Origin of the sequence: Mycolicibacterium palauense (assembly GCF_002592005.1) — a bacterium.
Classification (GTDB): Bacteria; Actinomycetota; Actinomycetes; order Mycobacteriales; family Mycobacteriaceae; genus Mycobacterium; species Mycobacterium palauense.
In genome coordinates, this window is the sequence record NZ_NVQF01000039.1 from 42,395 (window position 1) to 54,774 (window position 12,380).

The 12,380-nt window shown below is 65.6% G+C and carries 11 protein-coding genes; 7 read left to right on the forward strand and 4 right to left on the reverse strand.

The genetic code is table 11. The features are described 5' to 3' along the window. Positions 1-48: 48 nt before the first annotated feature. Positions 49-1,167: an iron uptake system protein EfeO gene (gene efeO / locus CSR00_RS16475; RefSeq protein WP_099023507.1), complete on the reverse strand. Its 1,119-nt coding sequence runs from the start codon at positions 1,165-1,167 to the stop codon at positions 49-51. Positions 1,168-1,199: 32 nt separating this feature from the next. Then, positions 1,200-2,153 (reverse strand): iron uptake transporter permease EfeU, encoded by a 954-nt coding sequence (gene efeU / locus CSR00_RS16480; RefSeq protein WP_099023495.1) that lies wholly within the window; start codon positions 2,151-2,153, stop codon positions 1,200-1,202. Positions 2,154-2,376: 223 nt separating this feature from the next. Between efeU and CSR00_RS16485 the strand changes: the two genes are divergently transcribed. The 6 genes from CSR00_RS16485 to CSR00_RS16510 all read left to right on the forward strand — a co-directional run bounded on the left by CSR00_RS16485 (position 2,377) and on the right by CSR00_RS16510 (position 8,738). Then, a complete protein-coding gene (locus CSR00_RS16485; protein WP_099023496.1) occupies positions 2,377-3,144 on the forward strand; it encodes an ABC transporter ATP-binding protein in 768 nt (255 codons plus the stop codon). Continuing rightward, positions 3,141-4,259 (forward strand): SufD family Fe-S cluster assembly protein, encoded by a 1,119-nt coding sequence (locus CSR00_RS16490; protein ID WP_099023497.1) that lies wholly within the window; start codon positions 3,141-3,143, stop codon positions 4,257-4,259. The genes CSR00_RS16485 and CSR00_RS16490 overlap by 4 nt, the downstream gene beginning before the upstream one ends. 124 nt (positions 4,260-4,383) lie before the next feature. Next, positions 4,384-5,208 carry a class I SAM-dependent methyltransferase gene (locus tag CSR00_RS16495; RefSeq protein WP_099023498.1) on the forward strand — a complete coding sequence of 275 codons (825 nt, stop codon included), beginning with the start codon at positions 4,384-4,386 and terminating at the stop codon, positions 5,206-5,208. 295 nt (positions 5,209-5,503) lie between these two features. Then, on the forward strand, positions 5,504-6,658 hold the full coding sequence (locus tag CSR00_RS16500; RefSeq protein WP_099023499.1) for a DUF3500 domain-containing protein: 1,155 nt from the start codon (positions 5,504-5,506) through the stop codon (positions 6,656-6,658). 65 nt (positions 6,659-6,723) lie between these two features. Then, the gene (locus CSR00_RS16505) at positions 6,724-8,004 is read left to right on the forward strand and encodes a HupE/UreJ family protein (protein ID WP_099023500.1); all 1,281 of its coding nucleotides are present in this window, start codon (positions 6,724-6,726) and stop codon (positions 8,002-8,004) included. 68 nt (positions 8,005-8,072) lie between these two features. Beyond that, positions 8,073-8,738, forward strand: coding sequence for an O-methyltransferase (locus CSR00_RS16510; protein ID WP_099023501.1), 666 nt, complete (start codon positions 8,073-8,075; stop codon positions 8,736-8,738). Here the strand turns inward: CSR00_RS16510 and CSR00_RS16515 are convergent. Next, complete coding sequence (locus tag CSR00_RS16515; RefSeq protein ID WP_245906139.1) at positions 8,735-9,781, reverse strand: IS630 family transposase; 1,047 nt, start codon at positions 9,779-9,781, stop codon at positions 8,735-8,737. The two genes, CSR00_RS16510 and CSR00_RS16515, sit on opposite strands and share 4 nt — an antisense overlap. A gap of 115 nt (positions 9,782-9,896) precedes the next feature. Here CSR00_RS16515 and CSR00_RS16520 point away from each other — a divergent pair, with 115 nt between their 5' ends. Next, positions 9,897-11,000, forward strand: coding sequence for a CopD family protein (locus CSR00_RS16520; RefSeq protein ID WP_141564378.1), 1,104 nt, complete (start codon positions 9,897-9,899; stop codon positions 10,998-11,000). 131 nt (positions 11,001-11,131) lie between these two features. Here CSR00_RS16520 and efeB read toward each other — a convergent pair. Continuing rightward, positions 11,132-12,380: iron uptake transporter deferrochelatase/peroxidase subunit (efeB, locus tag CSR00_RS16525; RefSeq protein WP_218014507.1), on the reverse strand; the 1,249-nt coding region annotated here is incomplete at its 5' end.

Consider the following 12,380-nt stretch of genomic DNA (forward strand, 5'->3'; position numbering starts at 1 on the left):
TCCTGTCCGGTCCCGGGATCGCCGGGGCCGGGGGAATCGCCGGGGAAATCACTGTCCTGCGATGACACCTTGAACCTGACTCACTTCCTTGCTGAGCGCGTCGATGGCGCGCGACAGCTGCTGGCGCTGGTCCTCGGTGACGGTGTCGTAGAGCACGAATCCGTCACCGGCGCGGAGCTTCTGCAGCAGCGCCTCGACCTCGCCGAAGCGCTGGTCGACCCGCTTGCCCAGGTCGGGGTTGCGCTCGTCGAGGATCGGGCGCACCGAGGCCACCGCGGTCTGGCTGCCCTGCACGTTGGCGTTGAAGTCCCACAGGTCGGTGTGGCTGAAGATGTCCTCCTCGCCGGTGATCTTGCTCGTCGAGATCTCGTCGAGCAGTCCCTGGGCGCCGCCGGCGATCTGGGTGGAGTCGATCTTCCAGTCCGGGGCCTTGACCCCGTCGTTGAGTTCCTTGACGTCGGCGACCAGCTGGTCGGCGATCTGGTTGGTGTCGGGCTGCAGGCCGTCGACCCACAGGTCCTTCTCCAGGCGGTGGAAGCCGGTCCACTTCTGGCCGGGTTCCAGGTCGGCCTCGCGCAGGTCGATCCGCGGGTCCAGGTCGTTGGGGAAGGACTCGGCGACCGGCTCGATGCGTTCGTAGTAGGTGCGCGCGATCGGGAACTGGGCCTTGGCGGCCTCGATGTCGCCGGCCTTGATCGCGGCGACGAAGGTTTCGGTGGCCGGCACCAGCGCGTCGGTCTGGCTGTTGACGTAGCGCTTGTAGCTGTCGGCGGCCTCCTTGAACTTGCCCTCGGTGTCGATCTGGACCGCCTCGCCGGTGACCGTGTAGTCCGCGCGGATGCCGTCGCCGACCATGCCGGGCTTGCACGCGGTCTGGTAGGTGCCGGGCTCACCGAGCTGCACGATCAGCTTGCGCTGCAGGCCGGGGGAGACGTTCTCGACCTCGCCCATCACCCGTTCGCCCTCGCCGTAGACGTAGAACTCGGTGACCTTGCTGCCGTTGTTGGTGATCAGGAACGTGTTGGCCCCGGTGGTGCCCTCGGTGGACGACAGGGTGCACTCGGTGTCGGAGGCCTCGACGGTCACCGGCTCCTTGGCGCCGTCGGCGCCGCCGGCCGAGTCGGACTCCTTGGCGGTGCAGCCGGCCAGGCCGGCGCCGGTCAGCATCGCGGCGGCGGCGAGGAAGGGCAGAGTGCGGTTCACGTGGTCGACCTTTCGGGTGCGTTCTCGGGGGTGTTCTCGGGTGCGTTCTGGGGGAGGTCCGGTGTGGGGGAGTCGGCGGGCTTGGCGGATCGGTTGGGCCGCAGGAACAGCGTGAGCACGACGGCGATGTAGGCCAGCCAGCAGAGGAACTGCAGCACGGTGGGGCTGGGGTCGATGTTGAACACGCCCTGGATGACCTCGCCGTACCAGGCTGACCAGTCGAACCAGCCGGTCATGTCGAAGGCCTTGTTGCCCAGCCCGGGCAGCCAGCCCACGGTCTGCAGCGCCTTGACCCCGTAGGCCAGGATCCCGGCGGCGACGACGATGAGGAACACGCCCGTGTACTTGAAGAATTTCGCCAGGTTGATCTGCAGCGCGCCGCGGTAGAGGCCGTAGGCCAGCGCCGCGGCGATCGCGACGCCGATGACGAGCCCGACCAGCGGCCAGGCCGTCTCGGCCTGGGCGTAGCCGACCATGAACAGCGCGGTCTCGAAACCCTCGCGGCCCACGGCCAGGAAGGCCAGCGTCAGCACGGCCACGGCGCCGGTCTCCAGCGCGGCCGACATCTCCTCGCGCAGCTGGCCCGACATGCCGGCGGCGGCCTTCTTCATCCAGAGCACCATCGTGGTGACGATGACGACGGCCACCAGCGAGGCGACCCCGGCGATGGCCTCGGCGGCCAGATCCTGCACCGTGTTCTCGCCGAACTGGATGACCAGGAACACCCCGACCGTCATGGCGACGGCCGCTCCGACACCCAGCCATACCCACTTCAGGGCGTCGCGGCGGTCGGATTTCACCAGGAAGGCCACCAGAATGGTGACGACGATGGCGGCTTCGAGGCCCTCCCGCAGCCCGATCAGCGCGCTGCCGAACATCTGCGAGGACACGCTGGGACCCGCGGCGAGCAGGGACAACGCTGTGCTGGAGATATCACCGGCGGCAGTCATCCGTTAGTCCTCGCTCCGAGACGTCACTCACCCAGCTTTGCCTGTCCAATGCTAGGTGTGGCTCACCTTAACAGTGGGCCAGATGGAACGGTAAAAGCTTGCCGATGTCTGTTCGCTCGCGGGGTCGTGGGCTGGGCATCCATCAACGCGGTCAAACCCGAGGGCTCTCTTAGGGCACAAAGTCCCTACCGTCTTGTGGTTAGGCTTACCTAATATCGACCGGGTGCGTGTGTCATTGGAACTGAGCAACGTCGATGTGTCCGTGGCGGGGGTCCCGATCTGCCGGCAGGTGGACCTGACGATCAACGGCGGTGAGACCCATGTGCTTTTCGGCCCCAACGGGTCTGGGAAGTCCTCGCTGCTGGGTGCGGTCATGGGGCTGCCTCCGTACGAGGTCACCAGCGGCGAGGTGCGTTTGTTGGGCACCGAGATCACCGGTTTGGGGGTGGACGAGCGCGCGAAGCTGGGATTGGGGTTGGCGTTTCAGCGGCCGCCGGCACTTCAGGGGGTGTCGTTGCGTGATCTGGGCCGATCGTTGTCGGCGGTGAACGAACTGACCGCTCAGGCTCACCTGTTGGACTTCGAAGGCCTACTGGATCGCGATATCAATGCCGGATTCTCCGGCGGGGAGATCAAGCGCTGGGAGATCCTCAAGCTCTATCTTCAGCGACCGCAGGTCTGTCTGTTCGACGAACCCGAGAGCGGCGTGGACCTCGAACACATTGCCGCGGTCGGTGCCGGGATCCACCAGTTGTTGCGTCAACCCGACGGCGAGGGGCAGCGCCGGTCGGCGTTGGTGATCACCCACACCGGGTTCATCCTCGACTACCTCAAGGCCGATGTCGGCCACCTGATGGTCGGCGGGCGGCTGGTCCACTCGGGGGAACCGTACGCACTGTTTCAGCACATCAAGGCTCACGGGTACACCGTGCCCGGCAACGACGACCGACCCGAAACCGACAAGCACATCACGCGAGGAGTGCACCGATGACATCGATTGACGGCACCACCGGATCCCTGACCGAGAACGAGGTTCGCCCCCTGCGTGAGATCGGCTACAGCGCCGAACGTGAGCACTCCGGTACCTGCGTCATCGTCGACAACGAGCTGCGGCGCATCTCGGTGCGCGACGACGGGGTGGAGATCTGGCCGATCGCCGAGGCGCTGCGCCGTTACCCGTGGGTGCAGGATCTGATGTTCAACCTGATTCCACCCGATTTCGACGACCTGGTGCGCGAGTTCGCCGAGTCCACCCAGGAGCGTGTGGGCCACTTCATCTGGGTGCACGAAGGGGTCACGCTCGGCAAGCCGCTTCAATCCTTCACCCTGTTGGAGACGCCGCAGGCGCGGCAGTTCGTGCACAACATCACCGTGGTGGATCGCAACGCCACCATGACGATGTTGTCGGGGGCGGCGGTTTGGGGCCAGACCCACACGGGCCATCACGTCTCGATCTCGGAGACCTATCTGCGCGAGGGTGCCACCTGCAGCTCGGTGTCCATCGAACGTTGGGCCGATGGGATGACCGTCGACAGCTATGCGCGCGCGCATCTGGCGGCCGGTGCCCACAGCACCGATACCGCCATAGCCCTGTCGGGTCTGCGCAGCCACTACTGCAACAGTGCAACCGTGCTGGAGGCCGATGCGAACTCCAATGACCAACTGGTCGTCTACGCTCCCGGCGGCACCACGCGCACCATCGAGTCCGAGATCCGCCTGACGGGGGCGGGTGCCAACGCCGAGAGCCTGACCCGGATGGTCACCGGGGACGGCACCATCGTCAATCGGTCCGAACTCACCGGTGAAGCCCCGGGGGTGCATGGCTACCTCGGCTGTGACGGGCTCAAGCTCACCGACGGCGGCGAACTGCGGTCCTCGCCGTCGCTGGTGGCCAAGTCCAGCGACGCCCAACTGTCCCATGAGGCCTCGATCGGCATGATCAGCGCCGACAAGATTGCCTACCTGATGTCGACCGGGCTCAGCGAAGAGGACGCGCGCACCCTGATCGTGCAGGGTTTTCTGGACCTCGACGCACAACGCATTCCGGAGGTGTTCCGCAGGGAGGTCCAGGACATGGTGGCCGCCGCGAAAACCGGCTTTATGTGACCATGCCCCTCCGGGGGTGGTGGTCGCCGGAGGTGAACGCCCCTCACCAACGGAGTTAGGCTACCCTAATATCGATGGAGCTGGTGTGTCCCCGGGGTATGCACCGTGAGTCGGAGGAGCGTCCGTGGGCAAGATCGAGCCGGAGCTCGGCGCCGTGCAGGAGACGTTGTTGATACCGCTCTACGGCAGGGCGCGTGACGCCGCTTCGGGCCATCCGGTGCTCGGTGATCGACGTGCGGCCGAACTCGTCGAGGGCATCGACTACGACTTCACCCGTTTCAAGGGCCCATCGTTGCCCGGGTCGGTGCTCCGTACCTCGGTGTTCGACGGCTGGGTGCGCGACTTTCTCGACGAACATCCCGCCGGGACGGTCGTTGAGCTCGGGGCCGGTCTGAACACCCGGTTCGACCGGCTCGACAACGGTGAGGTCCACTGGTTCGACCTCGATCTGCCCGATGCGATCACACTGCGCAGGCGGTTCTTCGCCGATCGGGGCCGAAACACGATGCTGGCGGGCTCGGTCCTCGACACCGACTGGTTCGAGTCCGTCGCCGCCGCGCCCGGCCCGTACTTCTTCGTCTGCGAGGCGGTCCTGCTCTACCTCACCGAACAGCAGGTGCGCAGGGTCGTGGCGCAACTCGCCGAGCGCTTCGACGGATCGTTGCTGGCCTTCGATACCGGCGGTCGGGCGATGATCGAAAACCAGGACCGCAACGGAGTGATGAAATCCATGGCAGCTCGGATGCAATGGGTTTGCGAAGACCCACATGATCTGGAGTCCTGGGGCGTGGAATTGCTCGACACGCGCACCTTCGCCCATCCGCAGCCCGATGTCGCCAGATCCTGGCCGGCGCGCTACCGCTACGGCAACAGGCTACTTGCTCGACTCCTGCCGAGGGTCGTCAACGCCTACAAGCTCAACCTCTTCCGATTGCGGGCCCGGTCGTAGCGGCCTCGTGCCCGCGCTTACCTGCGTCGGCGGCCTTGCCGACCCGTTGATCCCTTCCGGGACCCGGAGCTGACTGCCTGGACTACGAGTTCGAAGACTCACGTGGTGACGCTCGTGCACCACGCATCGAACTCGATCTGCCCACAGTTGGCGCACATGGTCATCCAAGCCTGCGGCGATAGCGTCGAGCCGTGCTGCGCCGTCGGCCCCTCCTTGGCCCGCTGAAATACCAAGCGCGAAGGCATCTTCTGGTCGGGTTGTCGTCGGAGTGATCGTGTCCACAGATGAGGGAAGTATGCGTAGAGAATATTGGGCATTCGGAAGCTTCGGCCTGGCAGTGGCGCTTGTCGTGGGGGGCTGCACCTCGGACTCACCGTCTGCCACGTCGCCCACGCTCGGCACGTCATCCGCGGCCGCGGCGGGGTCTCCGTCAGGGGGGCCGGGCGACCGGCAACCGATCGCAGCGGTTGATCTGAACACCGATGGCGTGAGCCCTGGGGGAGCCAACACCGCAGACGTCGTGGCCGCAACGAACACCTTCCTGGCGTTGCTGGATCAGGAGCAGCGCGACACTGTGGAATACGACTTCTCCGACAGCCAAGCACGGCAGACCTGGTCGAACTATCCGGCCGGCACGGTGCCGCGCGAGGGAATCGCGCTGGCCGATCTGACCTCCGAGCAGTTGGATGCGGCTTACGCGGTGCTCAAGGTGGCGCTCAGTGGCGTGGGCTACCAACAGGATCGGGACATTCAGGCGGCCGATGACTTTCTTGCCGGTCTCGGTGGCCGAGGGGCCGACATGTTCAGCAGCGTGAAGGACTACTTCATCGCCGTCTACGGGAAGCCTTCGGAAGACCGACCGTTCATGGTCCAGTTCGGTGGCCACCACCTGGCACGCAATCTGACCTACAACGGCGACGATGTCAGCCAGACGCCGCAGTTCGTCGGTTCCGAACCGACCTCGTTCGACGTGGACGGAGTGACGGTGAGGCCGGTCGGGGCCGAATCGTCAAGTATGTTCGCCATGATCGACGCGCTGACGGATCGGCAGCGCGGCGCCGCCGAGATCACTTCGGGAACCTTCGATGATCTGCTGATGGGGCCGGGTAAGGACTCCGGCACCTTCCCCACTCCGGAGGGGCTGCCGGTCTCCGACCTGGACGCGACTCAGCGGGCGGCCGTCCTGGCCGCGATCCGGACCTATGTCGGGGATCTCAGTACCGACGCTGCCACGAGGCTGCTGGCGGAATACCAATCGGAACTCGACGACACCCGGATCGGCTGGTCGAACAACAGCGGCCCGACCGACGAGAACAGCTACATCCGTATCGACGGGCCCAGCGTGTGGATCGAGTTCATCAACACCCGCAGTAACAGCACACCAAACATCCACTACCACTCGGTGTATCGCGACAAGAACAACGACTACGGCAGCAGCAAGCCGAGCTGACCATGGCGGATGGCCCGCGTCCCGATCGTCGCAGCCTCCGGTCAATCCGCGATGTCCTCGCGGGCATGGCCGCGGCGGCGCTCGTCCTGATCGCGAGTTGCGCGTCCGCGGCTGCCCACCCCCTGAGCACCACGGCTATCCTGCTCGACCTGGGTGCCGCCGACCGGGTGACCGGCCAGATACAGTTGCCGATCGATCGGATGGCGCTTGCCCTCGATGAGCCGCTGACCGCCGCCACCGTCGCCCAACCGCAGACTCTCGAAGAGCTGCATTCCTATGTGGCGGCACACATCGGGGCGACACAGCCCAGCACCGGCGCGGCCTGGGGTGTGAACCTTCTGAACGGCCGCGTCGGCGTCATCGACGGTGTGGGCCACCTGATCTTCGACATCACCCTTGACCCGCCCGAGGCAACGGCGCTGGGTGATTTCGACCTGCACTGCGACGCGATCGTGCATCACCTGCTGTCTCATCGGATCTTCGTGGCCACCAGAACCACCCCGGCCGAGGATTACGTGACGCTCGGGGTCTTGGACTGGCAATCGCATACCATCACCGTGGCCCGTCACCACAACCCCACGGCCGCGCAGTTCTTCGTCGCGGCCATCGGACTGGGCATCAAGCACATCGCCGAGGGTGCAGATCATCTGCTGTTCCTCATCATGCTGCTGCTTCCCGCTCCCCTACTGGCACGGCGGGGCCGATGGGTGTGTACCAACAACCCGCGTCGCAGCACCCTTCGAGTCGTCCACGTGGTGACTGCCTTCACCGTGGGGCACTCGGCCACCCTGGCGCTGGGTGCCGTGGGACTGGTGCACCTGCCCAGTCGCCTTGTTGAGAGCCTGATCGCGCTGTCCATCCTGGTGTCGGCGGTCCACGCGATCAAGCCGATCGTTCGCGGTGGCGAAGTCTGCATCGCTGCAGGTTTCGGCCTGATGCACGGACTGGCATTCGCGGCGCTGCTCGGCCAACTCGAGCTCGGCCGCGATTCACTGGTAGGTGAGCTTCTCGGATTCAACGTGGGCATAGAACTGACCCAACTGATGATCGTCGCCCTGATCATGCCCTCGCTGTGGGTCTTCAGCTGCACTCGGGCCTACCCGCTGGTGCGCACACTTCTGGCGGTTCTCGGGGTCGTACTCGGGGCCTGCTGGCTGAGCGAGCGGATCGCCCTCACGCGGGTCGACCCGTCTCAGGGTGTCTCCGAAGCGCTCACCGGCCATCCGTTGATTGTGGCGGGGTCCTTGGCGGTGGCGGCCTCGAGTACCTGGATGATCCCGGCGCTGCGGTTGCCGACGACGACCACCGAGCCGAGTCGCAACCCAGGGGTAGCTTGCCGCGAGTGATGTCGGGCGTCGACACACAGCAGATTCTTACGTCCGTCAAAAGCACGGAAGTTAGTTAGCCTGAAGCGATGGTGACCTCGTTGGATCGTGATCCCGTGTCCGGTGCGCTGGCCGACCTGTACGAGAAAGCCCAAGCCCAACGGCGCAACGCCGGGCCGGGTGGCCCGCATGCCGGCCTGCACCGGTCGCCGGACGCCAGCGCACAGGAGCGCGCCGACGCCGCCGCCGAGATCTACATGCCCGTCAGAGCCACCACGGGACGGCTGTTGTACTCCCTGGTGCGGGCCACCAAGCCGGCAACGGTCATCGAGTTCGGGATGTCCTACGGGATCTCGACGCTGCACCTTGCTGCCGCGGTACACGACAACGGGTTCGGACGGGTGGTGACCACCGAAATGAGCGCCACGAAGATCGCCGCGGCCTCACGGACCTTTTCCGCCGTTGGACTCGACGACGTCATCACCATCTTCGAGGGCGACGCGCGTGAAACACTCAGCGCGGTGACGGGGCCGGTCGGAGTCATGCTCCTCGACGGATGGAAGGAGATGTACCTTCCGGTACTTCAGCTCGTCGAGCGCCATCTCAGCGCCGGCGCGCTGATACTGGCCGACAATGCCGACAGTGCGGGCGCGAAGACGTATCTCGACTACGTGCGGGATCCGGGCAACGGCTACATCAGTGTCAACATCCCCGACAAGCAGCGCGACAGCCTGGAATTGAGCTGTCGATCCTAGTGGTCTGTCTGTGATTTGATCTGGTTAAGGGTGGCTCTGCCGCGTTGGACTTTGGCGATGATGTCCTCGGCGGTGGCTTTCCAGATGAAGGGTTTAGGGTCGGTGTTCCACTGCGCAGCCCACCTGGTGATGGCTTCGGTGAGTTCAGCGACGCTGGTGAACACGCCTCGGCGCAGCCGTTTGTCGGTGAGTTCCTTGAACCAGCGCTCCACGAGGTTCACCCAGGAACTCGAGGTCGGGGTGTAATGCAGGTGCCAACGGCGACGGTCCTTGTGCGCCAGCCACTTCGCGATCTCGGGGGTGGAATGCGCCGAGAGGTTGTCGAGCACGACGTGCACCCCGAGACCACGGGGGACGCTGGCGTCGATCTGCTTGAAGAACCGCAGCACGTCAGCGTCGGTGTGCCCCTTGCGCAGCTCGGTCAGCACCTCCCCGGTGGCGAGGTTCATCGCGGCGAACAAGTCGATGGTGCCGTTGCGTTTGTAGTCGTGGGTCATCGTCCCGGCTCGGCCGGCCTTCATCGGCAGCGAGGGCTGGGTGCGGTCCAACGCCTGACACTGCGTCTTCTCATCGAAGCTGAACACCACCGCCCGCGCCGGCGGGTTCACATACAGCCCCACGACATCGACGAGTTTCTCCTCGAACCGCGGGTCGTTGCTGACCTTGAAGGTCTCAACCTTCCAAGGCTTGAGATTGTGATCAGCCCAGATCTTGGCCACCGCATCCTTGCCGATGCCGACGCGCGCCGCCAACGTCCGGGTCGACCAGTGCGTCGACCCGTCAGCGGGTCGCTCCTTATGCGTGATGCGCAACACCTCAGCGACCGTGCCCGCCGGCAGGCTCGGCTTGCGTCCCCGGCCCTTGGCGATCCGACCAACACCATCGACACCGTGTTCACCGAACCGAGTGCGCCAGCGGCGCACCGTATCGGAGTCCACCCCGCTGCGCCGGGCGATCTCCTCGTTGGCCACCCCATCACAGGCCCACAACAGTGCCCGCGCCTGCACCACCTGCCGATGCGGCAACGACGTCGAGGCCGCCATCTTCTGCAACTCCGCGCGCTGGGCATCGCTGACCGGCAACGGGGCAGCTGTCACAACAGGCATACTACAAACTACCTCACTAATTCACAGACGGACCACTAGCAAGGAGAGTTCTGTGCCAGAGTCCGCGCCGCCCACACCGGCATTGTCGGAGATCCTCCTCGAAGTTCTCTACTACCTCAGTTTGTCGGTGCCTGCGGCGATCGGTATCACGGTGGCGGCATTGGCCATTCCCGAAGCCCGCGGCGGTGTCGTGTCACGGCGAGTCCGGGCCCTGGCGGCCCCGGCGGCGGTCTTCGTCATCGCGGTGGCGGTTCTGCAATTCCTCAGTGCTGTAGCTCGATTCGGGCACACCGGGCTTGTCGGCGCGGCCAGTATGGGTGTGGTTTCGGAGTTTGTGGCGTCGCCGCCGTCACGGGGCAGTGCCGGCGGTGCGACTACACTGGCACAATTCGGTATCTTCGTGCTGGTTGCAGCCGGCCTGGTCGGGATGCGGTCCCGCGATTCTCGCGGGTTGGCCATCGCCGTCACTGCGATCACCGTGATCGGCGCGATGATTCCCCACATCCCTACTTCTTTTTCGCCGATCGACGGTCTGGTACGCAACGTGCTGATCGCCGCCCATATTCTCGGAATGATGTTCTGGGTGGGTGGTTTGATCGTGTTGGCCGCCGCCGGAATCATCGGGCGCCGAACCCGCGGTGGCCTCGACACCGATGCACGTGCTGCCCAGGACTGGATCCAGATCTGGGAACGCTTCACCGTCGTGGCGCTGTATTCGGTCGGCGCCTTGCTCGTCAGCGGAGCGTGGCTGAGCTGGACGCACGTCGGCACCCCGAGCCAGCTACTGACCACCGCATACGGGCGCTATCTGGCGATCAAGCTTGTCCTGGTCTTGGCGCTGCTGGTAGCCGGGGCCTACAACACCCGGGTACTGATCCCGCGAATCCGCGCGGCGCAGCACGGTGGCGACGCCCACACCGTGTTTCACCTCGCCGTCAGACATTTCCCGGTCGTCGTCGTCGCCGAGTCCGTCGTCACGGTCGGCATCCTTTTCGTCGTGCCCTTCCTCCGCGGGTCCGCGCGCACCGAAGCCGGATGGCCGGGTGCAGGACCGTTCGACCTCACCGTCTTCGCAACCGGTCTCGGGCTGGTCGCGCTCACCGCCGTGGCACTGTGGGCGGGCACCCGAACCGCCCCGAGGTCCCGCACCCCGTAGATCCCGTCGGTACGTCGACAAGAGCGGGAAACCGGCGGCTCAACACCGCCGAATCGACCTGGCCGAACCGACCCCGCACGGGACAGGAAATCGACCTTTGTCCGACGACGCCGGGCGGAAGGCGATTCTGTTCAGCTGAACAGTGCCTGTCCGATGTATCGACCCGGTTCGGGTGGGGGTGGAACCGCGAAGATGGCCGAACCTACGTGGCGGATGTATTCGTTGAGTAAGTCGTTTGCGCCGAGCCGATTCTGAAGCTTGATGAAGTTCGCCGGATCGTTCTGATAGCAGATGAACAGCAGGCCGGCGTTGAGTTGGCCCGTCGGGTCCAGCCCGTCGGTGTAGTTGTACGGACGGCGGCGGATCATGACGCCCTCGTTGTTCTCGGGCGCGGCGAGCGCGATGTGTGCCAGCGGATCGATGACCAGGTCACCCGCACTGTCCCTGGCGCCGAAATCGGGGGTGTCGAATTCCGCTTTGCCCGTCAGCGGCGAGCCCTCCTGTTTGTACCGTCCGAAGATGGTCTGCTGATCGCCGATACGGTCACTATCCCATGTTTCAAGCAGCATCCTGATCTTGCGGACCACCTGGTAGGTGCCACCGTTCATCCATGGTTGGTCGCTATCGGCGATCCACACGTACTCGTCGTATTGCTCGTCGGTGCTGACATTGCGGGTCCCGTCCTTGAATCCCATGAGGTTTCGCGGAGTTTCCTGCCCGGGACCGGCCGACGCGCGGCCGAAGCCCAGCGCCGCCCAGGATGGTGTGACAGTGCTTCGGCCTATCCGGGCGAGGTTGCGGGCGGCGTGGTAGCACACCTGGGGGTCGTCGGCGCACGCTTGGACCGAGAGGTCGCCCCCGGTGAGCTTGGGGTCCAGGTAGTCACCGTTGAGCGGTGGCAACTCCTGCAGCAGGGCGGGTCGGCGCGCGGCGAGGCCGAAGCGGTCCCCGAACACCGCAGGGCCGAGTCCCATGGTGACGGTCAGGCTGGCGGGACTGAGGCCGAAAGCCTCGCCCGTGTCGGCCGGGGGAGCGAGTTCGCTGGACGGCTGCACGGTGCCGACCGGGTGTCCCTCCTGCATGACTGCCGTGGCCGCCGACCAGCGGGCCAGCAGCGTCTGCAGATCCCTGCGGGTCGCGCCAGAAGCCAGGTTGAAGCTCATGAACACGCAGTAGCGTTGCGGATCGGTCGCGACGCCGGCCGGGTGGGCCTGCCCGTAGAACGGGTAACTGCGATCGAGGTCGACGATGTCTTGTCCGTCGCTGTGAGTCGAGGAAGCCTGTGCCCACCCCGCGAAGCCGCCCCCCGCGGCGCCCAACGCCAGCCCGCCCACACCGCCCCAGAGGGCGCCGCGGGGGGCGGCTTCGCGGGGTGGGCAC